Source organism: Glutamicibacter protophormiae, assembly GCF_014647495.1.
GTDB lineage: Bacteria > Actinomycetota > Actinomycetes > Actinomycetales > Micrococcaceae > Glutamicibacter > Glutamicibacter protophormiae.
Map to the genome: position 1 here is coordinate 276,508 of NZ_BMPH01000003.1, position 26,532 is coordinate 303,039.

General features: G+C 60.6%; 33 protein-coding genes and 2 tRNA genes. 26 read left to right on the forward strand and 9 right to left on the reverse strand.

Features of this window, described 5'->3' with window-relative positions; genetic code table 11:
• Nucleotides 1-50: 50 nt before the first annotated feature.
• The 3 genes from IEY43_RS05625 to IEY43_RS05635 are packed head-to-tail and all read right to left on the reverse strand — an operon-like array spanning nucleotide 51 to nucleotide 5,106.
• Nucleotides 51-2,393 carry a GNAT family N-acetyltransferase gene (locus tag IEY43_RS05625; RefSeq protein ID WP_188947625.1) on the reverse strand — a complete coding sequence of 781 codons (2,343 nt, stop codon included), beginning with the start codon at nucleotides 2,391-2,393 and terminating at the stop codon, nucleotides 51-53.
• Between the two features lie 8 nt (nucleotides 2,394-2,401).
• Entirely contained in the window at nucleotides 2,402-3,712 is a 1,311-nt protein-coding gene (locus IEY43_RS05630; protein WP_188947626.1) for a lysine N(6)-hydroxylase/L-ornithine N(5)-oxygenase family protein, read from the reverse strand.
• Nucleotides 3,709-5,106, reverse strand: a complete 1,398-nt coding sequence (locus IEY43_RS05635; RefSeq protein WP_229777289.1) for a pyridoxal phosphate-dependent decarboxylase family protein — start codon at nucleotides 5,104-5,106, stop codon at nucleotides 3,709-3,711. The genes IEY43_RS05630 and IEY43_RS05635 overlap by 4 nt, the downstream gene beginning before the upstream one ends.
• A gap of 458 nt (nucleotides 5,107-5,564) precedes the next feature.
• Here IEY43_RS05635 and IEY43_RS05640 point away from each other — a divergent pair, with 458 nt between their 5' ends.
• The 7 genes from IEY43_RS05640 to IEY43_RS05670 all read left to right on the forward strand — a co-directional run bounded on the left by IEY43_RS05640 (nucleotide 5,565) and on the right by IEY43_RS05670 (nucleotide 11,682).
• Complete coding sequence (locus IEY43_RS05640; protein ID WP_188947628.1) at nucleotides 5,565-6,830, forward strand: MFS transporter; 1,266 nt, start codon at nucleotides 5,565-5,567, stop codon at nucleotides 6,828-6,830.
• 50 nt (nucleotides 6,831-6,880) lie between these two features.
• On the forward strand, nucleotides 6,881-7,996 hold the full coding sequence (locus tag IEY43_RS05645; RefSeq protein ID WP_188947629.1) for a glycosyltransferase family 4 protein: 1,116 nt from the start codon (nucleotides 6,881-6,883) through the stop codon (nucleotides 7,994-7,996).
• Nucleotides 7,997-8,092: 96 nt separating this feature from the next.
• A tRNA-Asn gene (locus IEY43_RS05650) sits at nucleotides 8,093-8,165 on the forward strand.
• A gap of 270 nt (nucleotides 8,166-8,435) precedes the next feature.
• Nucleotides 8,436-9,278, forward strand: coding sequence for a phage holin family protein (locus IEY43_RS05655; protein ID WP_188947630.1), 843 nt, complete (start codon nucleotides 8,436-8,438; stop codon nucleotides 9,276-9,278).
• A gap of 143 nt (nucleotides 9,279-9,421) precedes the next feature.
• The gene (locus IEY43_RS05660; protein ID WP_308425041.1) at nucleotides 9,422-10,270 is read left to right on the forward strand and encodes a DMT family transporter; all 849 of its coding nucleotides are present in this window, start codon (nucleotides 9,422-9,424) and stop codon (nucleotides 10,268-10,270) included.
• Between the two features lie 49 nt (nucleotides 10,271-10,319).
• Nucleotides 10,320-11,507 (forward strand): glycosyltransferase, encoded by a 1,188-nt coding sequence (locus tag IEY43_RS05665; protein WP_188947632.1) that lies wholly within the window; start codon nucleotides 10,320-10,322, stop codon nucleotides 11,505-11,507.
• Between the two features lie 98 nt (nucleotides 11,508-11,605).
• A tRNA-Ile gene (locus IEY43_RS05670) sits at nucleotides 11,606-11,682 on the forward strand.
• 100 nt (nucleotides 11,683-11,782) lie between these two features.
• Here IEY43_RS05670 and IEY43_RS05675 read toward each other — a convergent pair.
• From IEY43_RS05675 to IEY43_RS05700, 6 genes are all read right to left on the reverse strand, one after another.
• Complete coding sequence (locus tag IEY43_RS05675) at nucleotides 11,783-13,123, reverse strand: tyrosine-type recombinase/integrase (RefSeq protein WP_188947633.1); 1,341 nt, start codon at nucleotides 13,121-13,123, stop codon at nucleotides 11,783-11,785.
• Nucleotides 13,124-13,200: 77 nt separating this feature from the next.
• Nucleotides 13,201-13,602, reverse strand: coding sequence for a M78 family metallopeptidase domain-containing protein (locus IEY43_RS05680; RefSeq protein WP_188947634.1), 402 nt, complete (start codon nucleotides 13,600-13,602; stop codon nucleotides 13,201-13,203).
• A 72-nt stretch (nucleotides 13,603-13,674) separates the two neighbouring features.
• Nucleotides 13,675-14,421, reverse strand: a complete 747-nt coding sequence (locus IEY43_RS05685; RefSeq protein ID WP_188947635.1) for a hypothetical protein — start codon at nucleotides 14,419-14,421, stop codon at nucleotides 13,675-13,677.
• Between the two features lie 27 nt (nucleotides 14,422-14,448).
• Nucleotides 14,449-15,195, reverse strand: a complete 747-nt coding sequence (locus IEY43_RS05690; RefSeq protein ID WP_308425042.1) for a HipA family kinase — start codon at nucleotides 15,193-15,195, stop codon at nucleotides 14,449-14,451.
• A gap of 100 nt (nucleotides 15,196-15,295) precedes the next feature.
• A complete protein-coding gene (locus tag IEY43_RS05695; RefSeq protein WP_188947637.1) occupies nucleotides 15,296-16,516 on the reverse strand; it encodes a hypothetical protein in 1,221 nt (406 codons plus the stop codon).
• Nucleotides 16,517-17,113 carry a hypothetical protein gene (locus IEY43_RS05700; protein ID WP_188947638.1) on the reverse strand — a complete coding sequence of 199 codons (597 nt, stop codon included), beginning with the start codon at nucleotides 17,111-17,113 and terminating at the stop codon, nucleotides 16,517-16,519.
• A 226-nt stretch (nucleotides 17,114-17,339) separates the two neighbouring features.
• Between IEY43_RS05700 and IEY43_RS05705 the strand changes: the two genes are divergently transcribed.
• The 19 genes from IEY43_RS05705 to IEY43_RS05795 all read left to right on the forward strand — a co-directional run bounded on the left by IEY43_RS05705 (nucleotide 17,340) and on the right by IEY43_RS05795 (nucleotide 26,488).
• Nucleotides 17,340-17,615 (forward strand): helix-turn-helix transcriptional regulator, encoded by a 276-nt coding sequence (locus tag IEY43_RS05705; RefSeq protein ID WP_209550387.1) that lies wholly within the window; start codon nucleotides 17,340-17,342, stop codon nucleotides 17,613-17,615.
• Complete coding sequence (locus IEY43_RS05710; RefSeq protein WP_188947640.1) at nucleotides 17,612-18,361, forward strand: hypothetical protein; 750 nt, start codon at nucleotides 17,612-17,614, stop codon at nucleotides 18,359-18,361. Before IEY43_RS05705 ends, IEY43_RS05710 begins: the two co-directional genes overlap by 4 nt.
• Nucleotides 18,362-18,366: 5 nt before the next feature.
• Complete coding sequence (locus IEY43_RS05715; RefSeq protein WP_188947641.1) at nucleotides 18,367-18,660, forward strand: helix-turn-helix domain-containing protein; 294 nt, start codon at nucleotides 18,367-18,369, stop codon at nucleotides 18,658-18,660.
• Nucleotides 18,648-19,010 carry a hypothetical protein gene (locus IEY43_RS05720; RefSeq protein WP_188947642.1) on the forward strand — a complete coding sequence of 121 codons (363 nt, stop codon included), beginning with the start codon at nucleotides 18,648-18,650 and terminating at the stop codon, nucleotides 19,008-19,010. The genes IEY43_RS05715 and IEY43_RS05720 overlap by 13 nt, the downstream gene beginning before the upstream one ends.
• Nucleotides 19,010-19,219, forward strand: a complete 210-nt coding sequence (locus tag IEY43_RS05725) for a hypothetical protein (protein ID WP_188947643.1) — start codon at nucleotides 19,010-19,012, stop codon at nucleotides 19,217-19,219. Before IEY43_RS05720 ends, IEY43_RS05725 begins: the two co-directional genes overlap by 1 nt.
• Nucleotides 19,220-19,277: 58 nt before the next feature.
• Nucleotides 19,278-20,789, forward strand: coding sequence for a ParB/RepB/Spo0J family partition protein (locus IEY43_RS05730; RefSeq protein ID WP_188947644.1), 1,512 nt, complete (start codon nucleotides 19,278-19,280; stop codon nucleotides 20,787-20,789).
• A complete protein-coding gene (locus tag IEY43_RS05735; protein ID WP_188947645.1) occupies nucleotides 20,789-21,217 on the forward strand; it encodes a hypothetical protein in 429 nt (142 codons plus the stop codon). Before IEY43_RS05730 ends, IEY43_RS05735 begins: the two co-directional genes overlap by 1 nt.
• A 20-nt stretch (nucleotides 21,218-21,237) precedes the next feature.
• Entirely contained in the window at nucleotides 21,238-21,570 is a 333-nt protein-coding gene (locus IEY43_RS05740; protein ID WP_209550388.1) for a WhiB family transcriptional regulator, read from the forward strand.
• The gene (locus IEY43_RS05745) at nucleotides 21,567-22,838 is read left to right on the forward strand and encodes a DNA polymerase III subunit beta (RefSeq protein WP_188947647.1); all 1,272 of its coding nucleotides are present in this window, start codon (nucleotides 21,567-21,569) and stop codon (nucleotides 22,836-22,838) included. The genes IEY43_RS05740 and IEY43_RS05745 overlap by 4 nt, the downstream gene beginning before the upstream one ends.
• Nucleotides 22,839-22,894: 56 nt before the next feature.
• On the forward strand, nucleotides 22,895-23,683 hold the full coding sequence (locus tag IEY43_RS05750) for a BRO family protein (protein ID WP_209550389.1): 789 nt from the start codon (nucleotides 22,895-22,897) through the stop codon (nucleotides 23,681-23,683).
• The gene (locus tag IEY43_RS05755) at nucleotides 23,683-23,883 is read left to right on the forward strand and encodes a hypothetical protein (protein WP_188947648.1); all 201 of its coding nucleotides are present in this window, start codon (nucleotides 23,683-23,685) and stop codon (nucleotides 23,881-23,883) included. Before IEY43_RS05750 ends, IEY43_RS05755 begins: the two co-directional genes overlap by 1 nt.
• A complete protein-coding gene (locus IEY43_RS05760) occupies nucleotides 23,880-24,167 on the forward strand; it encodes a glutaredoxin family protein (RefSeq protein WP_188947649.1) in 288 nt (95 codons plus the stop codon). Before IEY43_RS05755 ends, IEY43_RS05760 begins: the two co-directional genes overlap by 4 nt.
• Before the next feature lie 2 nt (nucleotides 24,168-24,169).
• Entirely contained in the window at nucleotides 24,170-24,478 is a 309-nt protein-coding gene (locus tag IEY43_RS05765; RefSeq protein WP_188947650.1) for a hypothetical protein, read from the forward strand.
• A complete protein-coding gene (locus tag IEY43_RS05770; protein ID WP_188947651.1) occupies nucleotides 24,475-24,720 on the forward strand; it encodes a hypothetical protein in 246 nt (81 codons plus the stop codon). Before IEY43_RS05765 ends, IEY43_RS05770 begins: the two co-directional genes overlap by 4 nt.
• A gap of 117 nt (nucleotides 24,721-24,837) precedes the next feature.
• Nucleotides 24,838-25,194 (forward strand): hypothetical protein, encoded by a 357-nt coding sequence (locus tag IEY43_RS05775; RefSeq protein ID WP_188947652.1) that lies wholly within the window; start codon nucleotides 24,838-24,840, stop codon nucleotides 25,192-25,194.
• Nucleotides 25,191-25,502, forward strand: coding sequence for a hypothetical protein (locus IEY43_RS05780; protein ID WP_188947653.1), 312 nt, complete (start codon nucleotides 25,191-25,193; stop codon nucleotides 25,500-25,502). The genes IEY43_RS05775 and IEY43_RS05780 overlap by 4 nt, the downstream gene beginning before the upstream one ends.
• On the forward strand, nucleotides 25,495-25,914 hold the full coding sequence (locus tag IEY43_RS05785) for a hypothetical protein (RefSeq protein WP_188947654.1): 420 nt from the start codon (nucleotides 25,495-25,497) through the stop codon (nucleotides 25,912-25,914). The genes IEY43_RS05780 and IEY43_RS05785 overlap by 8 nt, the downstream gene beginning before the upstream one ends.
• Nucleotides 25,911-26,177: a hypothetical protein gene (locus IEY43_RS05790; protein ID WP_047117727.1), complete on the forward strand. Its 267-nt coding sequence runs from the start codon at nucleotides 25,911-25,913 to the stop codon at nucleotides 26,175-26,177. Before IEY43_RS05785 ends, IEY43_RS05790 begins: the two co-directional genes overlap by 4 nt.
• Nucleotides 26,174-26,488, forward strand: a complete 315-nt coding sequence (locus IEY43_RS05795; RefSeq protein ID WP_188947655.1) for a DUF7352 domain-containing protein — start codon at nucleotides 26,174-26,176, stop codon at nucleotides 26,486-26,488. Before IEY43_RS05790 ends, IEY43_RS05795 begins: the two co-directional genes overlap by 4 nt.
• Nucleotides 26,489-26,532: the final 44 nt, after the last annotated feature.

Consider the following 26,532-nt stretch of genomic DNA (forward strand, 5'->3'; position numbering starts at 1 on the left):
ACCGGAACGCACGGCGTTCCCGGCGCGGCACCCGCGGAGAAGGAAAAATCCTACTCCATGGCAACGAGCGCCGATGCCAGCGGATTCTCCAGATCTCCGGCATACAGCAGGCCGCCCGACTGGTCCGCAAGATTCAGCATCTGCTGGTTGTTGCGCAGCTGGAGACGGTTCAGGCAGGAAAGCGGAAAGTCCTGGGCGAACAGCACCAAGCGGTCGAAGTCTTCGGCGAAGTCCGGATGCCCGCTGCGGTAGGCCAGCAGGCGCTCGGAGACGATGCGCCAGAAGTCGTCCTCGCCCAGCACCTTTTCGGCGTCCAGCAGCGGCGCGAGGAAGCGGAAGAACGAATCGAACACGTCGGTGAAGATCGACAGCACGGGATCGCCTCCGGTGCGTACCCGGCGGACCTCTTCGGGCAGTTCAACCCGGTCGGAGAGCACCGCAATCTCCTCGCCCAAATCCTTGAGCAGCACTCGCTGCACCGCCCCGTCCTTGAGCACCAGGATGACATTCTCGCCATGCGGCATGAACACCAGGTCGTAGGCCGCCAGGCAATGGACCAGCGGAACCAGGTACGCATCGAGGTAGGTTGCCAGCCACTGCCCGGCGTCCAGGCCGCTGCCGCGGATCAACGCCGCGGCGAACGACCGGCCCTGGTCGTCAACGTGCAACAGGCTGGCCATGGTGGCCAGGCGCTCGCCTTCGGCCAGGGTGCCGATGGGGGACTCACGCCACAGGGCGGCAAGCATCTTGCGTTGCGCCGCCGAGGCATCGGTGGCGGCTTCGAATTGCGGGTTGCGGTATCCCACCGCGGCGATTTCGCGCAGCAGCTCCACCGGCTGCGTGCTCAGCACCGGGTCCTTCTCGAACAGCTCGCCCAGCCACTGGTTGATCGCCGGGGTGGCCTTCATGTATTCGGCGCTCAGGCCGCGCATGAAACCCATGTTGAGGATCGACATGGCCGTCTTCACGTAGTGCCGTTCCGGGTGGTCCACGTTGAAGAAGGTGCGGATGGACTGCTGCGGCTGGTAGTGATCCGCGCTGGCGCCCAGCCAGATCAGCTGGCGGGCGGCGATGTCGTTGGCGAAAGTGATGGACAGCCTGTTCTCCCACTGCCATGGATGCACCGGCAGCAGGATGTAGTCCGCCGGATCCCCGCCCGTGCCGTCCAAGGAACGCTGAAGCGTCCGCTCCAGCCGTGCGCGTTCGGCCGAACCCAGTTCCGCGGCCAGCAGCCCCTCGTAGTCCAAGGTATCGACCGAGCTGAAATGGGCCCGTGAGCGATGGGCGGCGACCCAGCCCAGGCGCAGCGCTGTTCCGGTCTCCGGGGCGTAGCGCAGGTAGTCGGTGCGGCCCAGTCCCATGCGTCCGTTGTTGGCGACGAAGCAGGGGTGCCCTTCGGTCATCGCCGCCTCGATCCGCTGGAACGACTGCGCTGCAGTTCCAGCGAACCGCGCCAGCTGCGCGCTGGAGTGCGAGGCCTGCAGCTGCTTGTAGCAGTGGCTGCTGAGCGTCGAGGACAGTTCTTCCAGATAGGTGGGCAGCTGGGCTTCACCCAGGGTGAGTTCGCTGCGGTAGAGCGTGACGAAATCGAGCACGTCGACCGGGGCCGGCTGCCAGGATCCGTCGGCCCAGCGTTCGTGCCGGATCGACTGCGGCTGCACCAGCCAGTGGTTCATCCGGTACCTCCCGGCGGTGAACCGGTAGCGGTGCCCGTCCTTGTGCAGGCTGTACGACCGCTCGCCGTGCTCGGCAGGCTCCAGCAGCCGTTCATGGCTGAATTCACCCAGCGCCTTGGCCAGGACATGGCGGTTGGCGCGTTCCCAGCGTTCGGGGGAGAGCACGGTGCCGGTTGGCACCGTGCCGGTGGCTTGCTCGAAATCGGCGCGGGTGATGATCGACAGCAGCGCATGCTTGGTGCCGCCGTTTGCCTCCACCAGCCGAACCGGCCCGCAGGGCCTGAATCCCACGCTGGCGTTGAGCGCCTGGATCGACTTGTTGCGCAGGTCCGGCTCCACGATGATCCGTTGCACCCGCGGATCGGCGAAGCCTTGCTCCACGGCGGCGGACAGTGCACGGTTGGTGAACCCTGCTTCGGGCGCGGTGGTTGCCGGGGCCAGGAAGTGCAGTCCTAGATCGCCGGGGACGTGGCGGTAGGCGCCAGCCAGCGGGGAAGCCAGCGGATCGTAGAGTTCCACCAGGAAGCGGGCGGCCTGGTGCTCAACGCCCAGCAGCACCTGATACCGCGGCGTGCCCAGCAGCTCGGCGTAGGCCGACTCGATCTCCGTGGCGGTGGCGTGCGGCATGCCCCAGAACGCTGCGTGTTCGGTGGCAATCCAGGAATGCAGCAGTTCGGTGTCTTCGGGCAGGCGGAGGGAACGGAATTCAAAAGTCATGGGTGCTCCTAGGCGTGGGTGGCCGTTGCAGTGGGCAGGATGTCGAGGGAATCGGCGCCGAAGCGCTGGAAGGCGATGCGATCTTCCACCGGGTAAGCGGTCTCCTGCGTGATCCGGTTGAGCAATACAGAGTTGCGGTAGGCGCCCATACCCAGATCCGGGGCGGTGAACCCGTGGGTGTGCAGCTCCGCGTTCTGCACAAAAATGCCCGGACCGATGCCGTACTCCCGGTCCACGTCCAGCCGCCCGTCGGGCAGGGTGTTGATCCGAGTGCTGATGCCGGCCAGGAAATCCGGCAGCTGGCTCGTGTAGCCGGTGGCCAGGACCAGCTCGTCGGTCACGAATGACAAGTCCCGTGCCGTGCATTTGTGGTGCAGTTTCACGGCCAGGCCCTCGGGGCGCAACTGGATGTCGGTCGCGGCGCACCCGGTGCGCAGATGCACGTTAGGGCGCCCTGCCACGCTGCGTTCGTAGAGCTCGTCGTAGATCTCGTTGACCAGGTCCGCGTTGATACCCTTGTAGAGCCCCTTTTGCCCGGCGGCCAGCCTGTCGCGTGCACTTTGCGGGAGCGCATGGAAATGGTCGATGTATTCGGGCGAGGTCATCTCCAAGGTCAACTTGGTGTATTCCAGCGGGAAATAGCGTTCCGACCGCGTTGCCCAGATGAGATGGTCCTCCTCGGGCAGGCTGCGCAGCAGGTCCAGGAAGATCTCCGCCGCGCTCTGCCCGCTGCCCAGCACGGTGGTGACCTTCGGGCGTGAGGTGCGCGGCTGCAGCAGGCGGCCTCGATGGCGCAGGTAGTCGCTTGAATGGACGGCCTTGGCCGCGGCGGCTTCGCCGAGCGCCGGCGGGAGGTAGGGCTGGGAACCTGTCCCGAGCACCAGCTTGTCGCAGCTGAATTCGTCAACGCCACCGGCGGTAAGCACCGATACCCGGTAGCGGCCCGCGGCATGCTCGACCGCGAGGACCCGATGGCCCAGATGGACGCTGTCGAGTTCTTCGGCCGCCCAGGCAAGGTAGTTGCTGTACTCGGCGCGCAGCGCATAAAAGTCTTCGCGGATGTAGAACGGGTAGATCCGGCCTTGCTGCTTGAGGTAGTTCAGGAAGGAGAACCGGCTGGTGGGGTCGGCCATGGTGACCAAATCCGCCATGAAGGGCACCTGGAGGTGGGTGCCTGGCAGCATCATGCCGGGGTGCCAGCTGATCGTATCCCGGGCTTCGAAGACGGCCAGGCTCAACTGCTCCAGCGGCTCGGCCAACGCGGCGAGACCGAGATTGAAGGGGCCGGCACCGATGGCGATGACGTCAAAATGCTTCACAGTGGTATTCCAGCTTTCTGATCGGAGAGTATTTCGCGGCCTACCCGGCAGATGACATCGAGAATGGCGCTGATATCGGACAGGGAGGTGTTCGGGTTCAACAGGGTGAGCTTGAGCAGGCGCTCGCCGTGGTGGGTGGTGGCAGCGATCATGGCTTCGCCGGAGGCATAGAGCCGATGGCGGATCTGGTCGGCGAGCTGGTTCTTCTGCGTCCGGGACAAGGCGGCGTGCGGGGCATCGAAGGCGAACACCAGGGTGCTCAGCTGCACCGGGGCGACCAGCCGCAGCTCGTCGCGCAAGGCCACTTCGCGCTCGGCCATTTCCGCCAGCTCGATCACCTGGTCGAACATGTCGCCCAGTTCTCCGGCGCCCAGCGTGCGCAGCGTGGTCCATAGTTTCAAGGCATCGAAACGGCGCGTGGTCTGCAGGGACTTGTCCACCTGGTTGGCGCTGCCGGCCGCCTCGGACCGCGGATTGAGGTACTCGGCGTAGTGGGTGATGGAGCCGAAATCCTGGCCGCTGGCCAGGATGAGCGCGCTGGATCCGATGGGCTGGAAAAACGACTTGTGGTAGTCCACCGTGACGGAGTCCGCGGTTTCGATGCCGGCCAGCCGGTGGCGGTGGCGCCGGGAGATCAGCAGCCCGCATCCGTAGGCGGCGTCGACATGCAGCCAGGTCCCGTGCTCCGACGCGATGCTCCGCAGTTCGGGCAGCGGATCGATGGAGCCGAAATCGGTGGTGCCCGCCGTCGCGCTGATGCTCATCGGTTGCAGCCCGGCCTGCACGTCTGCCTCGATCTGCCGGCGCAGGGCCGCGGGATCCATGCGGTGCAGGGGGTCGGTGGGAATCGCAACGGCGGCCTCGACGCCCAGGCCGAGCAGCATGGCGGAGTTGCGGATGGAGAAATGTGCATCGGCGGAGCAGTAGATCCGGAGCTTCGACAGGCGGTGGGGCAGCGAACCCTGCAGCTTGGCGGTGGCAATGTTACGGGCGATCAGCATGGCCTGGAGGTTGGATTGGGTGCCGCCGGAGGTGAAGATCCCGTCAGCCTTCTGGGGATCGAAGCCGATGAGCCTGGAGGTCCAGTCCACGAGCTTGCGTTCGATCAGGGTGGCCCCGGCGCTTTGGTCGAAGGTGTCCATCGAGGTATTCACGCTGGTGACCATGGCCTCGATGGCCGCTGCGGGGATGGCTACGGGGCAGTTCAGGTGGGCGGCGTAACGGGTGTCGTGGAAATAGATCGCATCCCTCAGATAGAGCCGCTGGATCTCTTCCACAGCATCGTTGAGATTGCCCAACGGAGTATCGAGGTCCACGGCCTCGATTGCCGGTCTGAGCTCCTCGGGGCTGGCTCCGGTGGCGGGGGAGGCTATGCCGGATAGCTGTGCGGCCAAGTGACTCAGTACAAGGGCCGACTCGGTTTCGAATTGCGCTGCGGTCTGTGCAGACAACAGCGAGCTGCCATGACGTCGTGAAATCACGGTGGCTCTTTGCATGGAAGGCAATGGGGTACCCAAGTGCATGCTCCTCAGTTTTGCGCGGGAATGTATGGTCAGGCTTACCTAACGACAACTATTAAGAACATAAGATATTTAGTTAATGCAAGCCCGGTAACTCAAATTGAAAGTTTCATGACGCTGATGCCATTTGGGCGCGCTTGTGGTAACGCCGGATATATTTGGCCGCTTTGACCTGTGCGTTTCCGAATGCGACACGGTAGCACCTGGGAACCTAGCGGAGCGATTTCCGCCGGATCGGCATGCTTGAAAGTTTGAGCTAATCGATTGACTTGCAAGCAGGAGTGCGATTGGCATGTTGACTGGTAGGTTTCAAGAACTAGGGGAGGTGGCATATGGCTGATCTGCGCAAGTCGCAACGAATGCTGCTGTGCTCGAATGCCGCAGATGCCGCCGGCCGGACTCTGGGTGAGTTCACCGTGGAACTGCTCTTCATTTCCACCTTGGCCGCCAACGCATTCGACATGGGTTTGCTTAACGCCCTGGGGACGTTGGCGTTCGTGGCGGCCACGCTTCCGGCGGGATATGTGGTGGATCGTCTCGGACCGCTCCGAGTCCTGCGGCTCGGACTCGGCGCCAAATTCGGACTCATGGGTTGTCTGCTGATCCTCAGTGCTGCCGGGGCGCTGAGTATCGCGCTGGGGCTGGTCCTGGCGACGCTTCTGGGCTTCTGCAATGTTTTCAGCGAAACGTCCCAGGCCACTGCGGCGCCCGCGCTGACAATTGAGCGGACCTCGATGGCCGGGCTCATTGCACGGCTGGCCGCAGCCGATCAGGCATTGAGCATCATCATTCCGGCCGCCGCGGGAACGGTGTTCGCGCTTTTGGGCGCTCCGCCGTTGCTGGCGGCCGCCGCGGCCTTGCTGCTTGCGGCATTCGGCACCTCGTGCGCCATCCGCGGGAAGGAAGCAGCTCATCAAGCGGGGGCTGAAACCGTGCGAAGCGTATCTGGACGAGGGTCCTTCGCCGCCGGCATGCGCTACGTGTGGGGCAGCCCGATGCTCAAGGCGCTGACCTTGAGCGTCGCGTTTTCCAATCTGGGACTAGCGATCGGTTCGGCCGTTGAAGGCCTCTTCATCGTCAATGAGCTGGGGCTGGGTGCCACGGGGTTCGGACTGTATGCGGCACTTGGCGGACTTTCCGGCTTGACGGGTGCCCTGCTGGCTCCACGGTTGGCAGAAAAATTCACGCCAAGCCAGCTCGCGCTGCCGACTATCGCGGGGCAGGTCGTCTTGTCGGGTCTGGTACTCGCCGCGGGATTCGCCGCGCCGCCGCTGGCGGTCATTCTGCTCGCCGCGCATGCGTCCGGGTGGGGGATGCTGCTCCTGGTGTTCAACGTGGCAATGGCAACGTGGGTAGCCGAGATTACCCCTGAGCAGCTGCTTGGGCGCGTTACCAGCGCACGTCGATTGTTCACATTCGGCGTCGTGCCACTCGGGGGCCTGCTGGGCGGAGGCATCGGCGCAGTCTTCGGAATCCGGGCGGCATTGGGGGCTTGGGTGCTGGCAAACGTTGTGGGATTGGCGTGCTACCTGATGCTCTCCAAGGCTGGCCGGCATGCGCAAGATCCGTCTGTCGATGAAGAAGTCCCTGAACCCTAGCGGATAGGCTTAACTTCCAACCGCTGCCAACGACGAAGGCGACTCACCTCGTGAAACTCGTTATCGATGCCCGATACACCCGCATTACCCACCATGACGGGATCAGCCGTTTCACGGCAGGGCTGATTGCGGCGGCTTCCGAGCTTGCCGAGGTCACGATGCTGATCAATGATCCCCGGCAACTGCCAATGCTGCCGGACGTGCCCTACCTGAAGGTGTCGTCCCCGACCAGCCCACTTGAGCCGCTGGTAGCGCTGCGGGTCAACAAGCTGAACCCCGATGTCGTGTTCTCGCCGATGCAGACCATGGGGACGCTCGGGCGCAAATATCCGGTGATCCTGACCCTGCACGACTTGATCTACTACTCGCATCCCCACGCCCCGAAATTCCTGCCGGCGCCGATCCGGCTCGGCTGGTACCTGTTCCATCAGGTGTACTGGCCGCAGCGCTGGCTCCTGAACCGGGCCGATGCGGTGGCCACGGTATCCAATACGACCGCTTCCCTGATGCGCGAACACAACCTGACGCGCAAGCACATAGGGCTGGTCTCGAATGCGCCCAGCGGAACTTTTGCCCGGCGCTCGGAAACTGCCGAACCCAGGAAGACCCTGCTGTACATGGGCTCATTCATGGAATACAAAAACGTCGAGACGCTGCTTGCAGGCATGGAGTTCCTGCCCGACTTCGAACTGCACCTGTTGAGCGCCATCGCGGATCAGCGCCGCAGCGAACTCGAGCAGCGGATCCCCGAAGGTGCAAGAGTCGTTTTCCACAACGGCGTCAGCGACCAGGAGTACGAAGAAATGCTGGGAGAATGCACCGCCTTGGTGACCTTGTCGCGTGAAGAAGGCTACGGGCTGCCGCTGGTGGAGGCCATGAGCATGGGAACCCCGGTCGTCGCCACCGACATGCCGATTTTCCGTGAAGTCGCGGATGATGCTGCGCTCTTTGCTGCGCCCGACGATCCCCAGGGTTTCGCGGCGCAGGTGCGCCAGCTGGCGGACAGCGGCACATGGAGCCTATTTTCGCGACGCGCGGTGCAGCGCGCGGAAAATTATTCCTGGGAACGTTCTGCCCGCCAGTTGATCGAGCTCGCAGGGTATGCCTCAAATCACAGGGCGAGGTTGAAGGGTGGCGCGGGAAAAACTTCCGGTGCCATGGGGTAATACCCGGAAAATCAACGGGAAAATGCCCCACAATCCCATGGCCGCTGCCGATTTGAAAACCCGGCTTGGCCAGTGATAAGGTATATCTCGTTGCAATCCTCCATAGCTCAATTGGCAGAGCATTCGACTGTTAATCGAAGGGTTACTGGTTCAAGTCCAGTTGGAGGAGCGAAAAGAGCCTCCCAATCACCTCTGGTGGTTGGGAGGTTTTCTCATTTTCGTGGACAGAAGCGCTCGGCTACTGGTCAGGGCGCGCACAATTTTTTGCATCGCTTATAGTCAACCGGGTTCAGGCGATAGACTTTCGATCGAGAACAGATACACCCGTGGCATGAGATCGAGCCGTGGGTATTACGCCTGAAGACTGAGTCGCCTGCGACAACTGGAGTGCTAGCGTGAGTACTACCGGTTATCCGGCCATCAAGAATATGGAGAAACCATGTCTGAAGCTGAATCGACCCAGACTGATGAAAGTCTGAAGTCGAGCGTCAAGAGTGCCAAGGCACAAGTCGAAGGCCTCAAGGAACTTGTTCCGCAGCAGATCTCGGACGAACTGAAGCTCGCGACGACCCTGCTTAAGAGCAAGGGCATCAGCCTGGGCATGGCTGGCGCCATGGCCGGCGCGGCCTTGGTCCTCGTCCTGCTATTCGGTATCGCTGTCGTGGTCACCTTGATCAACGTTTTGACGATCTGGCTCCCAGGCTGGGCTGCTGCTTTGATTTTGGCGGGAGTCTTCCTGGTTCTTGCCGCACTTCTGGCGCTTGTCGGATACCGCAAGGTCAAGAAGGCGATGCCGCTCAAGCCTGAGGCAGCGATTCGCGGCATCCGCCACGACATCGGTGTTCTCAAGGACGGCAGTAATTTCGACGTCACCACCCTGGACGAACCGTTGAAGAAGAAGTCCGAAGACGCCGAGGGCAAGGATTCCAAGTCCAGCGAACCCAAGCCGCCGGCACCGAGTGCCGATGAGCTCATCCTGCGCACCAAGCGCCGCCGTCGCCAGATCCAGGCCCTGCGCGACAATCTCGGAGAAAGCATCCAGGTTCCGCTGGCGAAGGTCGACAAGGTCCGCCACTTTGCCGAAAGTACCGGTGAACGCGTCAGCAACGCGGCCGCCAAGGCTCGCAGCTTCGTGCGCCCGTCCTCCGCTTCCGGCGAAGACCTTTCGGAGTCCGACAGAGCCGCTGCCGAACGCATGGAGAAAGCCAAGCCTTTCGTCGTCGCGGCAGGCTCAGCGACCGCGCTGGCGGTTGTGCTCCGCAAGCTCTTCAAGCGCTCCTAGGCTTTGATGCCGAGGGCGGACGCGCGCGACGTCTCGCGGCATGAAAACAACTAGGCCAGAAAGGCACTGACATGGTTTGGATCGCTATTGCAGCGGCACTATGCAGTGCCTTTTGCCTTGCTTTCGGAGCCCACTTCCAAGCCATGGCCGTGCGCAATTCCGTGGGCGGTCTCGATCTGAAGATCGGAAACATCGGCAAGCTCGTTTCCAATGGGCGCTGGATGAGCGGTTTGCTCCTGATGGTCTCGGGCATGGCGTTGAACGTCTTTGCGCTGGCGAATGCGCCATTGACGGTTGTGCAGCCTGTGGGTGCCATCGCGTTGGTCATCACCGCCTTGGTCAACGCCAAGGAATCGGATCTGACGCTGAACCGGCCCACCGTATTGGCCATCGCCAGCTGCATGGCCGGCTCGGTTGGTTTCGTGCTCATGGCCATCATGGTCACCAACACCAACCAGAGCATGACGCAGGCCGAAGCGCATCTGATTGAATTCATCCTCGCCTGCGTCGTGGCTGCGGTGGCCCTATGCACAGTGGTGTTCCACAAGCGGCTCGGAGCGTTCTTTTACATCGCCGGCGCCGGAATCCTGTTCGGATTCGTCGCCGTGCTCGTACGCATGATTGCAGTGGCCTTCCTGAATCTGGGGGACGCAAGCCTGTCCAATCTGCCGTGGCTCGCCGGGCTCTCCGTGGTCGTCGCCGGTTTGCTCGGATCGTATTTCGTCCAGAAGGCCTACGCCAAGGGCCCTCCCGATCTGGTTATCGCTGGACTGACCGTCATCGATCCGATCATCGGCATTGCCATCGGCGTGATCATCCTCGGGGAGCTCCGACCGGATGTGCCGGTGCTGATATCCCTGGCCATGCTGGTCGCCGGCATTCTGGCCATCATCGGTGTGGTGGCCTTGTCCAGGCACCATCCTGATGTCATTGAGCGACGGGTCAAGCATGCGGCGCACCGCAGCAAGAGTATGCAGGGCGAAGAGAAATAGTCGTGCCACGCGGCACGCAATGGAATTAGTACATGTTGAACGACAAAGGATGCTTGTGGCCGAGGATAAACCGCTGACTATCGTCATCGCCGCCGATACCTACCCGCCGGATGTAAACGGCGCCGCCATGTTCTGCTATCGCCTGGCAACGGCCATGCATGAACGCGGCCACCGGGTGCATGTCTTGGCTGCGCGAGGAGAGTCCGGCCGAACCTATACGGAGGTTCGCGACGAGGCCATCGTGCACCGACTCAGGTCGCACGCCGTGCCGACCCACGAATATTTCCGCATCGTCTTCCCCTGGGAAGTCAATCGGCAAATTGAGAAGTTACTTGCCGAAATCAATCCGGATGTAGTGCATGCGCAAAGCCACTACATGATCGGACAGCACACCCTCGCCTGGGCGCGGAAGCACAAGGTCCGATCCATCGCCACGAACCACTTCATGCCGGAGAACCTGGACCCCTTCCTTCCGTTCCCGGTCTGGTTCAAGAAAATCGTGGCGCACAACTCCTGGCGGGACATGGGCAAGATCTTCGGCCGCGCCGACGCCGTGACCACCCCGACGCCGCTGGCCGCCAAGGCTATGCGGGAGCGGGCCAGGCTGAAGGACGTCCTTCCGCTGTCCAACGGCATCGAGGTCGGCAACTATGAGCTGGCCGAGGGTGAAACTGTGCTCAAGAACGAGGCGCCCACGATCCTCTTCGCGGGCAGGCTGGCCGTGGAAAAGAACATCAATGAACTCATTGAAGCGCTGCCGCTGATGCATTCGGTACCCAACGCAATACTCGAGATTGTCGGCGGCGGCGAGCAACGCAAGAACCTGGAACGTATCGCCGTCGAGCAGAAAGTCGGCGACCGGGTGCGCTTTTTGGGGCAAGTTCCAGATGAAGAACTCCGCCAGGCTTACCTGCGTTGCGATGTTTTCTGCCAGCCTGGCACCGCTGAATTACAGTCCCTAGTGACCTTGGAAGCATTGTCGGCTTCCAAACCCGTAGTGCTGGCAAACGCCATGGCCTTGCCGCACCTCGTGGACGAAGGCATCAACGGTTACATGTTCACCCCCGGGGACCGGCGGGACCTTGCCGACAAGCTGGAAAAGGTGCTTGGACTCGACGAGGCCGGCCGGGCCAAGCTGGGCCAGGCAGGTCATCGCAAGGTGCTGAACCATGCGCAGGAAAAGACCATGGACGCCTTCGAAGCCCTGTACCGCGGACAAAAAGTGACCATCCACTAATTGGGTTCAACCCCGTGCGCCGAATCGGCGTTTGGGCTGGTGATGCCCTAGAATATTTCGAGTGTGCTTCGCTTGGACTGACAGGAAAGCTCACGGATGGGGAGTTAGCTCAGTTGGTTAGAGCAGGGGACTCATAATCCCTTGGTCGTCGGTTCAAGTCCGTCACTCCCTACCAAGCAAAATCGCCCGGCGACCTGCGTAAACAGGTTGCCGGGCGATTTTCGTTTAAGACCATTTTCGTCGGTTTGACCATAATTTGACCATAATTTTATTTTTCATGCGCCGAAGTTTCCGCGATTCCGGAAGCGGTCCTGCAGTGAAATCACGTTATCCGGCTGCGGTACCGGTTTGGGCTCCGGCTCAGCCCAATGCGCGGACAACTTGTCCGCGACGTCCTGGTGCATCTCATCGAGCACATGCTGGTAGCGCTGCAGCATGGAGATCTGCGACCAGCCCAGGATCTCCATCACCACCCGTTGGGGAACACCGAGCAGGAGCATGGTCGTGGCCGCCGTGTGCCGGCCGTCGTGGATGCGGCCGGGCGGCACCTTCGCCTCGGCTAGCAGCTCGCGCCACGCCGTCCAATCCGCCTTCGAGTACAGTGGCATCCCGCCCGGCCGGCAGAAAACCAGATCCCGCTCAACCCCGTTCTGGTCCTTCCATACCGCCCACGGTTCGTGCGCGCGTATCGTTTTCCGGGCCTCAGCATGCCTCAGGAGCGCCTGACGCAGTGGACCTGGCATGGTTACGCTACGAACGCCTGCGGCGCTCTTAGGCGCGCCCGTGAAGTATCCGCCGCCCCTCCGCATCGGGCAGTGCCGGCCGAACTTCCGCCCGCACTTCGGCGCCAGCGGATCATCCGGGTTGCACCCGTGCTCCCACGGCAGCACGAACAGCTCACGTTCGATGCGGATCTTCCCGTTCTCAAAGTCAATATCCGACCAGGTAAGCCCCAGCGCTTCACCCTGGCGCGGACCCAGCATCAGATTCAGCAGCCACCGCGCCTCATCATCCCGGCTCTTGGTCGCCGTGATCATTCGCCGCACCTCTTCGGTCGAATACACCTGCGGCTCAAACGGCTCTGGCGAGGGCGCATCCAAGACCAATATCGGGTTCTTCCCGAGGACTCCGCGCTTGACCGCCATATTCAGCGCTCGCCGGAGGATGGCGTGGAGCCCGAGGAGGCTGGTTTCGGATAGCCCAGCTTCGCGCATCGCCGCGTAGATCACTTCGAAGTCGGTGGGCGTGAGCTTGTCCAAGCGCTTGCCGGCCAGCCGGTGGGGCCGGATGTGGCTGTTGATCTTGTTGCTGTAGCCCTTGCGTGTCTGGGGGCTCTTGGCGGTGGCTGGGGCGATGTTGGCGAGCCAGTAGTCGAGCCATTCGATCAGGCGAGGCTTGAGCCCTACAGTCGATTGGCCAGCGTGGACTTCGCGCAGCGCTTCACGGAGCTTGCGGGTGCATTCCGCTTTGGTCTTGCCATAGGCCGATTTGAGTATGGCGTGGCCGCTGGGCTTGTAGCCGGCGACGTAGTTGGCTTGCCAACGGCCGTCGGCTCGCAGCCTCGGTTCGGAGCCTTCCTGGTTGCCCCGCTTGGCGCGGGGTTCTGAGGTCGTCATGGTTCCCTCCTTGGGGAAATTGTGCGCGCCGAATAGACCCCGCGAGCGGGGTTATTGGCGAGTTGTGGAAAACAGGATTAGGCGATGTGCTCTGAGGCTGGCCAGAGCTGCTGGATCTGGTCGCCGTCGAGTGTCTGCAGGCGGTCGATGACGACTTGCTCGGTGACGCCGAGTTCTTCGGCCATCACCCAGGGGCTGCGTGACCAGCCGGCGACGCGCTGCAGGTCTTCGAAGCTGACTAGGAAACGGGCGGTCTCCAAACAGATCTGTCGTTCGACGGATGGCGGCTGGCAACCTTGGTGGCCGTGCTTGATGTGGAAGGCCTCGTGTGCGAGGAAACATCGCCGCTCGGCCGCCGTGAGTTCTGGGTCCACCCAGATGCGACGGCCGTCTGTGGCCGCCACTAGATCTGGGTGGGGTCGATTCCAAATGATTACTACCTGGGCAAGCGTGCGCAACATGCCCCAAACGTTCTGCATGATTCGAATATATATTCGAATCATGGTGTGGGCCTAATGCAAGAGGAGACTTGTGTTGTTGCTTTTTAGTAGTTAGGACACCATTGCTTGCAGTTCATTTGCGGCGTTTGATGCGTCTAGGTCGAGTATGCCAGCGTGCTGTTCGACCGGTCGCAGTAGGTCATCCAGAAGATCCCTATCGGCTCTGTTGAGCGGAAGCATGGCTATGATTCTAGGAGCTTTTCCGACGCGTTCCACGGCATCGATTCGAGTTCGAAGGTAAGATATCGCCAATGGATTTGGGCTTAGGGCTTCGAGGGTTACACGGTGGTCTTCGCCTAGCCCAAAATCAAAAGGAATCGGCACCTCGGGAGTATCGAGGTCCCAGCGTCCGGGTAGCAGAATTCGCTCGTGAACCTCGATTTGAGCCTCAGCAAGGACATGCCTCGCGAGATCCAAAGGAGCTTGGATTGGCTTCTCGGGAAGTGTCACCATTTCGCTGAAAAGTCTATCGGCGAGAAAGCGAGGTTCGCCGGCTATTTCCATGATTGTTCCGCCGTGGATGGCGCTAAAGTTTGACGGTCGCTTCTCTGGTATCGATAGTGCCTCGCTCCATCGGCCGGTATGTGCTTTACGTGCAAAGTACTCTATCCAGGACTGATAGGTCGATTTAGATACGCCGATACCGCGTAAAAGACGGCCGTTGATTTTACCGCTGCGGTCCACACCACGAAATCGCAGAATCCACTGCTCGCCCACATTTAGAACGACGCCAATGTTGCGAGGTTCATGTCTCCGCAAATCAGCGGTAATTTGGACGAGGTACCAGTCTGCGTGCATGAGATCCTCCTTCTGTGAGTGGTCTAGTCAGTCCGCGCGGGAACCTGGGATATTCTGGCCAAAGAGATCTGGGACCTCAAGGTTATATGTGTGCGCCGACAGAAACACTATATTTAAGGTTCTGTGGTGCAGGAAACGACGGTACTGATCGATATGCGCTTTGCTGGCCAGTTTACGTTGGTACGCGGCATCGCAAGCTGCATCTACCCACCGTTTTCCCTGGCTGAATATAAGGCCTGTCCACCAGCCCAAGAGTTCAGCTGATGGAGTGACTTCTCGGTAGACCTGCGATCGATGAGTTGAGTTTTCAACTCCCCGCAAAGCATTCGGATGTCGAGGGTCCACTCCGTTGAAACACTGCTCATGATCGATTGCCCACAACCCCACATCGGGCGTCCAGATCAGATTTGCGTCTGTACGGTCGATGTTGAGTAGCCACACGTCAAAAGCAGCTATACCTGAGTATATGTGAGGCTCCACTACTGCGGCTTCCTGCGGGTTCGGTGGCGCGGAAACTTCGCCATCGGTGCCAACAATCGCGGTTGCCCAGGCGCGGGCATTGTGCTGGACGGCAGCAAGCTCGCCGAAGGGGACGGGGATACCCATGGAGTGCGCGAGTCTTGCAGCTAGGTACTCGTGGAGAACGACTGGGTGTTCTGAATCTTCGTCTGATTTCACGAATACTCGCGCAATGCCTTGCTGTAAGTCTTTTGAACCTAAATCGCTAGCCACTAGTTCGGATACAGCTAGCCCAGGAAGTCCGCGGAATGCCACTAGTGATCGTCCCTCGAATTAGATGCGTCCACGCCGGTTTGTTCGTCGAGCTGCTCGTGTATGTTCTTCGATTTCGACTTCGATGGTGCGGCTAAAGGATTCACGGCTTTGAGTCCCCTTTGGCAGGTCCACTACTCTGCAGTTTAGCGACATTCGCCATAAGAGCCGCTAGCTCAGAAACTGCCGCAGTATTATTAGGCGGTTCTGGATTTTTGTCGTCGGCGCCTGGTTCGTTGCCGAAAACTCTTCTCGCAAATTCCATGCGCAGCTGATCTCGGGCACCCTCCTCACCGATTAGTTGTATATATGGCGTGAAGGTTTGGAGCTGGACACTGACCGTGTCACTCCAAACCGAGAGCCTACGGTGATAATTGGACTGCCTTAGAAGATATGTGCCAATTGCGGATCCACCTGCGACTACCGCAAGTTTCCATGCCAAGGTTGGCCAATTAAACGCCTCGTCGGCAAGGATAAAAGCGTAGATTACGGCAAAAATTGCCACCGTACTCAGGACCGTAATCCCAACCCAAAAGTATGCCGTTGACTTCTCATCGTGAGAGTTATGGAAGTTTTCGAAATGCTTGATTAGAGCCTTCTTGGAGTCTTCTTCGTTTAGGACTTCTTGTTGAGCCTGAACCGATGCATAGCTCTGTTGGGCTTGATCAGCTAACGCGGCAGCATTTTCAGCAATAGTTCGGTATTTGTTGAGTTCGGCAGTTCTTTGGGTAGCTTCCTCGTTGAGCTTTTCGACTTGTTGCGCCAACTCATTCGCTCGTTGAAGGGACGATTGGAGATCGTAACCACCCTTGGCGGCTCTCGTCAGCTCATCTCGAACTTTAGAAAATTCGGCGTCTACAACTTCCTGCTGAAGCTCCCTGCTGTAAGCGAACCTCAAATTTATGGCTGACTCATTTACCCGATGCATACGCTGATGAACATCGTTGGGTCGCTCGCGGAGCTCCATATATTGACCCATATCAAGCATCATGGCGAATTCGTCCTGAACCCATCGAATGATTTCATCGCAATCTTGAAGGCGCGTCCGTTTGGGTAGATTCAAGTCGCGAACGGAACTATTTAGAATCATCTCAACCGACTGCAGAGATTTTGCATCAGCCATGTCGATAATGTAGACCATGTCACTCAAATAGGAATCAACCGCTAAGGCCACATGATCGGCAATCAGTTGTCGCATACGGTGTGATGCAGGGGAGCCCTCAGGCTTGTTGGCCCAGTCCCTGAATTGAGTTGCGATGTCTCCAAGGCTAAGACGGAGCTGACGGAAGGCCATTTCCGCAGATTTATTTACATTGGACGTCATTTAGTTCTCGTTCCTCGAGTCCGATTCCTCGTCGAGCTGTTCGCTCCTGGTTTTCACCTTCGGATGCGCTGCCAATTGCTCTATCGGCGGGGCCGGGTACTTCTCGGCTTCGGCGCCGTGGAATTCGATGATGCTGTCATCCGGCCCGGTCTTCTGTTCCTGGCCAAGGTTACTTTCAGAGGAGACACCGCGACTTTGGTGCCGAGAAATTTTCGTAGGTTCTGAGCTGGTGCGTTCTGCATTGCTGCCTGCTTCGAGGTCGACGAGGACCCGAACCATCTCTACGACTGCTTTCCGCGATTTAGGCGAGAGGTTGTCTGCGCCTGGTGGGAGTTCGTCTGCGAGTGGCGGGCCCGGGACTGGTTGTCCCGCTGCTGTGAACGCCACAGAATCCTCAACGCCGGCAAGCCAGGCAATCGCACGAAGGGTTTGTTCGCCTGGAACAGACTTGTACGTGTTGCTCCGAATTTGGTTCAAAGTCGTGTAGGTGATTTTGAGACCAGCCTCTTGAGCCTTGAAGGCAAGTTGCCGGGCAGACGTTTGGTGTCGCTCGACCGCCATCTCTATGAGGCCCTTGAGGGAATCTGTATCGTTCACAACCACGACTTTCCTAGATGAACTCTCGCTTGCTCAATTCCCTGAACTTTGCAGGTGAAAAGTAACAAGTTCATCATCCCAATAATTTCGCGGGTAAATCCACTTTTCGACTTGACAACTTGGTGAGTAGTGAATGATAGTTAACTTGTCAGATCGAAAAGTGGAAGGAATACTGGTTATGCGTGGAACGCGTCGTCATCTCAATCTCGTTCGAAAGGAGAGCTGGATGCGTGTTATCGATCCCGCTGCGCTGAGGCGCAAGCGGATAAATCAGCGGTTCAGCCAGCGTGACCTAGCTGGCCTGGTCCGTCGCTCGCAGGCTACGATCCACCAGCTGGAGACCGGCAAGATGAAGACCCTCACCGAGGATCTGGCTCTGTTGATCGCTGCTCGGTTATTCACCGACTGGGAGGACTTGTTCATCCTTGAGGAGCATGAAGTTGCGCCTCGTGTGACAAGTGGGGGATCATCCGGCGTCAACTCGGCGGTGAACGCGGCATGAGTGTCGACGAAGCCAAGAGCAACCTGCAAGCTCAGCTCGACTCCCAGGCGCTCGCCGCCCAGGTAACTGTCTCCCGGGATGAACTTGAAAAGTTGCTCGATTGGGCGGACTCCGCCAGTCGAACTATCGGCGAGTTCGTCGCCTGGGCCAATTCGTGCCCGGCAAACGAAGAGCCCCCAGCAGTTGCACCTGCTGAGGGCGGATCGGGAGTAGGCACGCTGTGGATTCCCGAGTCGGCAACGCTAGACGATCTTGTGTCAGCTCTCGGTCCCGGCGAGTTTCCGACCATCGATCAGGATATGTCCGAGGTCGTCAAAAGTTTCGAAGATGGCTCCCTTTATCCGCTCGACGTCGATCGTGTTGTCCAGGAGGGTTGCCGCGTAGTTGAAAGAGATCTGGCTAGCCCTCGTGATGAGGTACGAGACAGCCGGGCGGTCATCCTCTGTAGGAATGAAGACGAAGCGGAAAGCGGCGTGCTTGTTAAGAAGTTCGCACACTGCAACGTCAAGGGCAGCAAAGATCAGGTCCGCGTTTGCTTCAGCAGTGATGACGTCGGCTCCGTTGAGATTCATTTTGGCCATCAGATTTCCCTCTCGGTAGTTGGAGCACCGGATGGTGCGGGTGTTGGAACCTCTGAGTCTACCGAGAGGGGTCAAACTCCGACCTTGTCGGAAAAAGAAATGCCCTCAGCAGTTGCACCTGCCGAGGGCGACGAAACCAAAAACCAGTCTGCAAGAAAGGTGTGATTTCAATGCCCAGTGTAATCGGTTTCCCGATCCAGGGTGCAGGAAACTGCCCCGGCACTATCGACGTGGAACCAGGCGTGCCTGTCGAATCCCGTCCCGTCCGGCTCCTGTACACCGTTGCCGATACCGCGGAACTGCTATCCATTGGCCTGTCTTCGGTCTACGACCTGATCAACGCCGGCGACTTGCCAAAGGTCATGGTCGGCACCCGCGGCAAGACCACTCGCATCGCCGCGACTGACATCCAGGCATACATCGACAACCAGAGAGTAGTGGCGGAGTCATCGTGGGCAATGTGAACCGAACCTACGCCGACGGCGGCAGGGTGACCGGCAGCTCGTCTAAGGGCAAGGTCTTGATCATTCCGGAGGGCCGTGGGCTCGCCGTCGCTGAGCTGGATATCAAGTGGCGCCACTACCCGAAGGCCGACAAGGCGATCCAGGCGCGCAAGGCTGCGGCGTTATGGGCGAACTACTTCTACCGGGCCGCGACCGCCGACGTGTTTGTCGACATGGGGTCGATCAGTCCGGCCGATCCGGACGGCAAGGGCGGGATCTTCCTTGGCAGGAAGCGCACCCACGACTTCACTGTTCTGGAGGATTTGCCTGAGCCGGTGCCAGCAGCGTCCCTATTTGGGGGTGGACGCTGATGAGCGCCGGAACGATTATCGCCCGCGCAACGAGGCGCATGTGGCTGATCTGGATGCCGGCTATCTTCGCAGTCCTGGCCGTCGCAGTGATGACAGCTTCGATGCAGAACGGGTTGAGCGTGCTGGCCATCATGGTGGCCGGCGGGCTCGTGCTCATGTCCTTGGGGGACTGGTTCTCCGCCGAACTCGCAGCTAACCGCGCCAGCTGACCGCTGGCACCACACACTCTCTTTTTTCTTTCTCTCGACACACCTTATGGAGGATTTCGTGTCTCAAAAACCAGGTGAACTCAGAATACTGCCGGTCTCGGCCATCCACCCGGACCCGAAGAACCCGCGCGAAGACATGGGCGACATCGACGGCCTGGCGCATGAGCTGAAGACCATCGGCCAGTTCGACTCGATCACCGTGTACCCGCATCCGGAGCTCGACGGGGACTACATGATCCAAGGTGGCCACCGCCGCCACGCCGCCGCGCTGCGCGCCGGCCTGACCGAGCTCAAGTGCGAGATCGTGCCTTCCCCGGAGAACGCCGCACTCGACTTGTACACCGAGGCCCTGTCTACCGGCACCAACCACATGCCGCTCGACAGCATGGGCCAGTCCAAGTCGCTGCAGGGCATGCTGACCGAGGGGAAGTCCGAGGCATGGATCTCGAAGAACTTCAACATCCCCAAAGCAGAGGTGAAGCCCCGCGCCCGCCTGGCCGACAACCCGCGGGTCGCTCAGATCCACGCCCGCGGCACCATCGACCTGCTCAGCGCCGCCGCAGTCCTCGACGTCGAGGAAGAGACTGGCGATACCAGCATTTTCGACGGCATTGTTGACGATCTGGAAGCTTCCCACTGGAAGAAGGACCAGATGGAAGTGAACCGTCTGATCGAGCAGAAGAAGCAGAACGCCCGCCGCGACACCCTCCGCGCCGAGCTGACCGAGCAGGGCGCCGTCGAAATCGACTCGCAGAACCGCTACAGCGGCAAGTGGGCCAAGACCGAGCAGGTGCTCGACGTGGCCGGCCATGTGGCGGCGGGGCATCAGTTCGATGTGAGCACCCCGGATTCCGTGGACTGGTGGGAGAAATCCAAGGCCGCGGCCAAGGCGAAGGCCTCCCCGGAAGAGAAGGCGCGCCGGGAGAACATCCGTCGCCTGGACGGCGTCCTACCGATCGCGCAGCGCGCCCGCCACAAGTTCGTGATCGACAAGATCCGCGACCGCAAGGGCATCGAGGACCGCAACGCGCGCGGCCTGCTGGTTTCCATGATCTTCCAGGAAGCCCGCGGCGACTACGAGACGTTTAAGCGTCAAGCCATTGGCGAGGCCGTGGGCCTCCCGTTCCCGGAACTCGAAGATGATCAGACAAACCGAGCCCCGGAGGTGGAGGATGCCCGGAAACGGTGGGAGGCCGAGGCGCGCAAGGTAGCGCTGGGCTTGACCCTGCAGCAGCTTTCGCTACTCCTGGCCTACGTGCCGGTGGCAATCACAGACCGGAACCTGGGCAAGACGAATTGGTACATGCGCGACTCGTGGGAGAAGGAGAACCGCTGGGCTCCGCTCTCGCGCTGGTACCAGCAGCTGATCGACTTCGCCGGATACCTGCCGTCCGAGGACGAAGCAGAAATGATCCGGATCGCACAGCAGACCCGCGAGAACGCGCTCAACGACGTTCACCTGAACACGGCGACCTGCAAGAACTGCAACCAGGAAGTCGTCTCCGACAAGCACTGGGCCGGGATTTGCGCCGAGTGCGCGCCGGCCATCGACGGAATCGAGGTGGCCTAATGTCTCCGGGCCAAGTTTCCGACGAACTGGGCAAGCCACCCGCGCCAGCAGTCGATCCTGGCCGGATCCGCTCGCAGGCCCAGCACCCTGCGACGGCCGGCACCGCACCAAAGCAACGGGTCGTGGATCTGGACCGCGGGCATGAGCAGATCCTGCCAGCGCTCAAGCACGTGCTCAGCTACCCTCGCACCACAGTTCGCGCTGTGCCTGGTGTGAAGCCCGGGGAGACGATCTACGTCGCGAAGGTCTGGGTCGCACCGGGCCGACCAGCGCGGGTCAACGCTCGCTCGGTTACCAAGTCCACGGGTTCCCGATCTGAAGTGTTCTGGTGGGCGCAGCGGGCAACGGAGCACTTCCGTGACATCACCGAGTTTCACCGCACCGGCGAGCTGGGCCGGCCGCACAGAAGATGGGCGCCCCAGTGGTAACCAGAGGCAGCGCGAGCACGGTGAAGTACCAGCTGGCAACGCACTCCGACACCATCGACTGGCGCCAGGAAGCGGAGTGCAGGAAGCACTACGACCTGCTGCGCGGCGGGGGAGACCCGTGGTTCCCTCCACCAGGTAAGTCAACGGAGGTCAACGACAAGGCCTTGAAAATTTGCTTCAGCTGCCCGGTCCAGCAGCAATGCCTGGAATATGCGCTGGAGAAGAAAGAACTCAAAGCCGGGATCTTCGGGGGCAAGACCCCGACCGAACGGCAGTACATCTTCAAGAAACAACAGCAGGCCAAGGGCATCAAGACCAAGACCCGGAAGAAACGAAAGGCGAAAACATCATGATTACCGCACCAGAAGCACTAGAAGCAGTCTCCAGAAGAACCGCCGGCGCAGACACCGGCAACGTCGCCGTGACCATCCCGGCCCGCGAGCTGCTGGCCATGCTGAAGAAGATCCGCATCGTCGGACGTATGCCGGCGCCGTTCCTCACTCTAACGGCACTGCGCTTCCAGGAGTCCGGCTGGCTGGAAGCCACGACTTTCGATTACCAGACCAGCCTGCGCATCACCCGCGGCGAGGCAACGGGCGAGACGGTGCACGAACGGCTCATCGCAGGGAACTATGTCATCAACACCCTGACAGAGCTGGTGCGCGGCGCGGCCAAGGATTTGGACGTCACGCTCAAGTGGGAGTGGAAGGCCAAGGACTCGATCAGCCTGCTGACACTGGAAGCCGATGGGTTCGAAATCGCGGTGCCATCGTCGCTCGCCAGCGCGTCCCAGGCAGAGGAGTTCGGAACTATCGCCGACTGGAAGAACGCGCTGGGTCAGGAGCAAATCGCTGGGGCAGTGGTCGATGTGCAGGCATTCCGCGACCTGCTCGACTCGGTAGCTCACACGGCGAGCAAGGATGACACCTTGCCGGTCCTGACCGCGATCAACGTCGTATTCTCCGCGGACCGCATCACCGCGTACGCCACCGACCGGTACCGGCTGGCGCGGGCCTGGATCCCTTCACCCGTCTCTTTCGAGGGGAGCTTCCTGATCAAGTTGTCCGAGTGGAATCGGATCCGGGTTCTCATGGACAAGCCGGGGGACATGCACCTGCTTTTGATGGGCTCGGGTGGATACAGCCAGTTCGAAGCGGTGCACTTCTCCGGGAAGGACTTCGTCGTCAACGCTCTGACCGTCAACGGTGAATACCCGAAGCTGCGCGACCTGTTCGCCAAGGAATACTCGTCGCACATGGTGTTCTCGGCCGCGGCCATGAAACGAGCTTCCCGGGTCATCGGGTCGACCACCGAACGGAACCAGCCTTTCGAGCTGACCAGCGCCGAGGATCGCACTGCGCTTCGAATCAGTACCACCTGGGAAGAGAACCCGGCGAAGTCGCCGCTGATCCCGGCGGAGGGTGAAGCCGACGTGCGAACTGCGTTCAACCCGTACTTCTACCAGGATGCGCTCAGAGCGCTGCCCGGCGACAAGGTGCGTCTCTCGTTCGCAACGATGGCTCAGCCTGTCCGGATCACCAGCGGTCTGGAACCCCTCGACTCGGTCGTGCTGGAACAGCTGGTTATGCCGGTTCGCCTGCCGCCGAAGCAAGACAAATAGGCCGTCAATCCTTGTTTCACAGAAAACAAACCAAAAACATTGTATTGGAGGAAATCGTGACCGAGATTCAGACCCACATCTACGAGGACGAAGAAGTGCGCACCCTTCTCGTCGACGGGCAGCCCTGCTTCATCGCGAATGACCTGTGCGAAGTGCTCGGGTTGGCCAATCCGCGCACCAGCCTCGCTTTGCTCGACGAGGACGAAAAGGGTGTACACACTATGGACACCCTTGGCGGAGACCAGCAGATGGCCTACGTGACCGAAGCCGGGATGTACTCGCTGGTGCTGCGCTCGCGCAAGCCGGAAGCGAAGGTGTTCAAGCGGTGGCTGACGCACGAGGTGCTTCCAGAGATTCGACGCACCGGCATGTACGCGGTCAAACCGAAGACCCTGGAAGAGCGTGCTCTGGAAATCGTGGGGGAGCTGCAGTCCGTCGTCGCCAATCAGGCGCAGGAGCTGGAAGCCGCCCGCCCGAAGGTAGCCCAGATCGACATGTACCGGCAGGCCGAGGGCCTGCAGACGATCAGTGACCTCGCCAACCAGCTGCAGGTATGGGCGCAGTCCAACGCGCCTGCCGCAAGGGTGCGGCACCAGGATGTATTCGACCTTGCCGGCGAACTGCACATCATCATCCGCGGGGAGACCGTCCGCCGCAACCAGGCCACCGCGCAGGCGGTCAAGGCTGACTGGGTCAAGGTCAAGGAATCCATCATCGGTTCCGGCGACAGAGAGCGCGTCGTGTTCTCGGTCAGACTCACGCACCGCGGTGCCGGACGTCTCTGGGACGCCGCTATCGCACGCCTGTCCGCAGGCGAACCCATCTACAGGAAGAAGGCAAGCTAATGACCGTTGAAGAATTGCTGGGAAGCGTGGCCGGGCTCATTGAGCAGTACGGCCCAATCATCATCGTGCTGTACTGCGTCTTCGCGGTCGTAGTGCTCGGCCTGGTAATCACCATTTTCGTTTTCGTGCTGCGACAGTTCCACCGCATAAATCGTGACTTCGACGATTTCGACCGACGCCACCGGGGTGGTCGGTGGTGAGCCTCCAGATCACCGTCTACGCCAAGGACGACTGCGGCGACTGCGCCCGCACGAAGATGCTTCTCACCCAGAAGGGCATCGCACACGCGACGAAGCACGTCGCCGAGGATAACGCCAAGCTGATCGCATCGCTCCGCTCGATCTCTGACGCGAAGGGCATCCCTCTGGGCATGCCCATGGTCGAGGTAACGAACCTCGACCTTGGCGAAACAGAACAGTGGTTCGGGCACCGCCCCGACCTGGTCCTGCAGCACATCATCAACCCGACAAGAAGAAGAGGCTAACCATGACCGAGAACATCACCGTATGGGAGCTTGGCGAAGACAGCGAACTGTGGCTGGTCACCGGCACCACCGACGCGCACAGCGCCGACGAAGCCGTGCGCCAGTGGGTCGAAGCAACAACCGGGGAAACCATCGAAGCGCTGCACGACGCAGACGACCTGATCGAATTCAGGGTCACCCGCCGCACCGATTGGGCATGGCGGCCGGGCCTGAACCCGGACGACCCAATGGAAGATGCAACGCTACTCCACGGAGGCCCGACCAAAACCGGCATCCTGCCGACCTTCACCGGGTTCCTGGTGCAAGCATGAGCGTCATGATCGAAGCCCGCCGCCTCAACGGCACCGACCTCGGCCGCACCATCGGCAACTTCGGAGTCCTGAAACAGGTATCCCACGGAACACTCCAAGTCGAGGTCGAAGAAGACAACGGCAACCTGAACCCCATGAACCTCAAAACGGTCATCATCAAAACCAGCACCGGTGAATACGCACTCACCCCCAGCACCAAAATCACCATCACCGGCAAGCGCTCGTCGGAGTCCGGGCAGTGAGCGCGTGGTCGTGGCTGGTGCTGGGCATCGGCTTGCTCGTGTTTCAAGCACCGTTCCTAGCGTGGACTCTCGCCAGATTCCTCCGCGTATCCATCGACAACGAAAGGAAAGCCGATCATGAGCAGTCCAAGTATCGCTAGAGCGATAGACCTGGCCAAGCGCGCCGAGCACTGCCGGAAGACCGGTCAGCCGCGCATGGCAGCGCTGTACGAGAAGAACCTGCGCCAGGCACTCCGCAAGGTCGAGAAGGAAGCCCGAGCTGCCCGAATCCAAGCAAATTCATTCCGCGCCTTCCAGTACCTCGGGCAGGACTTGGTCGAAGGCATAGGGGCTATTGCAGAAGGGTTAGCCGCGGTTGTCGAATCCATCGCGGATGCCGTGACTACTGTGCAGAGCACGCGGCAGTCAGATTTCGCGCTCGGCGGTCCCCTGCCAGATTTAGCACCCATACATCAGCGTAGGAGCAAGGAATGAAGCCAGGAATCATCAACCTCGCCAAGCTGAATCGAGCACAGCGCAAGATGCTCTTTGAATGGGCATCGGCGAATGGCGTGCGGCACTACGTGCCGCTTGAATCCCACATGGTGATCACCGGGAACAAGTTCACCGTGGAAACCTTCGACATCGAGCGCATTGGGCAGAAGAACACGAAGTGGGCGCGTCGGTTCGGCTCCCGGAACATGCCGCGTCGTATCCGGACATACCGAATTCGGGTTCCGTTTCGGGCACCCGAGCGAGGCCCATCTGTAGGAGCTCAGTGGGAGGACGAAGTTAATGTCTGAACAGCCCAAGCTAGACCCGTTCGCAGTCGAAGCGACGGCGAAGAACCTCTACAACCAGTATGGGAAGGGTAACTGGGGTGCTGATTGGGATTACCTGCACCCTCGAATCCGCGCCGAGTACACCGACAAGGTAGAAGAGCTCGTCAGTGAGTACTTCGCTGCCGCACTGCCGGGATTGTCCGGCGGTCCATGGTCGGTTACCCAGATCCGTACATACTTCGAGTGGGGCGGGCAGGTGCGCCTAGACCCAGCGGAGTTCGACAGGGTACTGGCCAACGAACGTGCCGAAGCACTCGAAGAAGCGGCAGACGCAATGGACGCCGACGCAAGCGTGCACGATCCGCTGCGACTGAAATCCGATTGGATACGAATCCGCGCCGCACAGCTCAGGCAGGAGACCGAAACCAGATGACCGAGACCCAGGAGCACCAGGGCCCGCCGCAGATGCTCAACCCGGTTCGGGACATGGAAGAGATCCGCATCGGTGAGATCAACTATTTCCACCGCGGGCTCCACGCCCGCATCCCGCTGCCGGGAAACAAGATGATCTACGGGCAGATCGTCTTTGCACTGCACAGCGAGCTGTCCAGCAAGATAGCCCTCCGCTGGGGCGGCGAGCAGATGGAAACCAAAGCCCACCCGGAGCAGATCATCAGAATTGAGGCCACACCATGAACCGTCGAATTTTCCGCTACGAACTCAATGTAGATGACCAGGTGCGCGGACTGCCGGCCGGGAAGGTCGTGCACTTCGCCGACTACCGGATGAAAAATATCACCGGAGAGCGCAACCGTGTTGAAGTGTGGGTCGAAGCCGAGTTGGTCGGGAACAGCTTGTCATTCGATTTCGCAGGCGTGCAGAACGTGCAGATCTTCAGCACCGGGCATCCCATCCCCGACGGCGCCGACCACCTCGCCAGCTGCCTGGCCAGCCAGTTTGTCTGGCACCTCTACCGACTCCCGGAAACCCCCGCAGGAGACAGCTGATGCAAAATACCGAAGCCCGCGCACCGCCGCCGACCACCACACGA

What these genes read in the sequence shown, in the direction of transcription:
- IEY43_RS05625 (WP_188947625.1), bottom strand. Translation starts at nt 2,393, where the DNA reads ATGACTTTTGAATTCCGTTCCCTCCGCCTGCCCGAAGACACCGAACTG.
- IEY43_RS05640 (WP_188947628.1), top strand. Translation starts at nt 5,565, where the DNA reads ATGGCTGATCTGCGCAAGTCGCAACGAATGCTGCTGTGCTCGAATGCC.
- IEY43_RS05655 (WP_188947630.1), top strand. Translation starts at nt 8,436, where the DNA reads ATGTCTGAAGCTGAATCGACCCAGACTGATGAAAGTCTGAAGTCGAGC.
- IEY43_RS05660 (WP_308425041.1), top strand. Translation starts at nt 9,422, where the DNA reads ATGGCCGTGCGCAATTCCGTGGGCGGTCTCGATCTGAAGATCGGAAAC.
- IEY43_RS05665 (WP_188947632.1), top strand. Translation starts at nt 10,320, where the DNA reads ATGCTTGTGGCCGAGGATAAACCGCTGACTATCGTCATCGCCGCCGAT.
- IEY43_RS05675 (WP_188947633.1), bottom strand. Translation starts at nt 13,123, where the DNA reads ATGACGACCTCAGAACCCCGCGCCAAGCGGGGCAACCAGGAAGGCTCC.
- IEY43_RS05680 (WP_188947634.1), bottom strand. Translation starts at nt 13,602, where the DNA reads ATGCAGAACGTTTGGGGCATGTTGCGCACGCTTGCCCAGGTAGTAATC.
- IEY43_RS05685 (WP_188947635.1), bottom strand. Translation starts at nt 14,421, where the DNA reads ATGCACGCAGACTGGTACCTCGTCCAAATTACCGCTGATTTGCGGAGA.
- IEY43_RS05695 (WP_188947637.1), bottom strand. Translation starts at nt 16,516, where the DNA reads ATGACGTCCAATGTAAATAAATCTGCGGAAATGGCCTTCCGTCAGCTC.
- IEY43_RS05705 (WP_209550387.1), top strand. Translation starts at nt 17,340, where the DNA reads ATGCGTGTTATCGATCCCGCTGCGCTGAGGCGCAAGCGGATAAATCAG.
- IEY43_RS05710 (WP_188947640.1), top strand. Translation starts at nt 17,612, where the DNA reads ATGAGTGTCGACGAAGCCAAGAGCAACCTGCAAGCTCAGCTCGACTCC.
- IEY43_RS05715 (WP_188947641.1), top strand. Translation starts at nt 18,367, where the DNA reads ATGCCCAGTGTAATCGGTTTCCCGATCCAGGGTGCAGGAAACTGCCCC.
- IEY43_RS05725 (WP_188947643.1), top strand. Translation starts at nt 19,010, where the DNA reads ATGAGCGCCGGAACGATTATCGCCCGCGCAACGAGGCGCATGTGGCTG.
- IEY43_RS05735 (WP_188947645.1), top strand. Translation starts at nt 20,789, where the DNA reads ATGTCTCCGGGCCAAGTTTCCGACGAACTGGGCAAGCCACCCGCGCCA.
- IEY43_RS05745 (WP_188947647.1), top strand. Translation starts at nt 21,567, where the DNA reads ATGATTACCGCACCAGAAGCACTAGAAGCAGTCTCCAGAAGAACCGCC.
- IEY43_RS05755 (WP_188947648.1), top strand. Translation starts at nt 23,683, where the DNA reads ATGACCGTTGAAGAATTGCTGGGAAGCGTGGCCGGGCTCATTGAGCAG.
- IEY43_RS05765 (WP_188947650.1), top strand. Translation starts at nt 24,170, where the DNA reads ATGACCGAGAACATCACCGTATGGGAGCTTGGCGAAGACAGCGAACTG.
- IEY43_RS05770 (WP_188947651.1), top strand. Translation starts at nt 24,475, where the DNA reads ATGAGCGTCATGATCGAAGCCCGCCGCCTCAACGGCACCGACCTCGGC.
- IEY43_RS05775 (WP_188947652.1), top strand. Translation starts at nt 24,838, where the DNA reads ATGAGCAGTCCAAGTATCGCTAGAGCGATAGACCTGGCCAAGCGCGCC.
- IEY43_RS05780 (WP_188947653.1), top strand. Translation starts at nt 25,191, where the DNA reads ATGAAGCCAGGAATCATCAACCTCGCCAAGCTGAATCGAGCACAGCGC.
- IEY43_RS05785 (WP_188947654.1), top strand. Translation starts at nt 25,495, where the DNA reads ATGTCTGAACAGCCCAAGCTAGACCCGTTCGCAGTCGAAGCGACGGCG.
- IEY43_RS05790 (WP_047117727.1), top strand. Translation starts at nt 25,911, where the DNA reads ATGACCGAGACCCAGGAGCACCAGGGCCCGCCGCAGATGCTCAACCCG.
- IEY43_RS05795 (WP_188947655.1), top strand. Translation starts at nt 26,174, where the DNA reads ATGAACCGTCGAATTTTCCGCTACGAACTCAATGTAGATGACCAGGTG.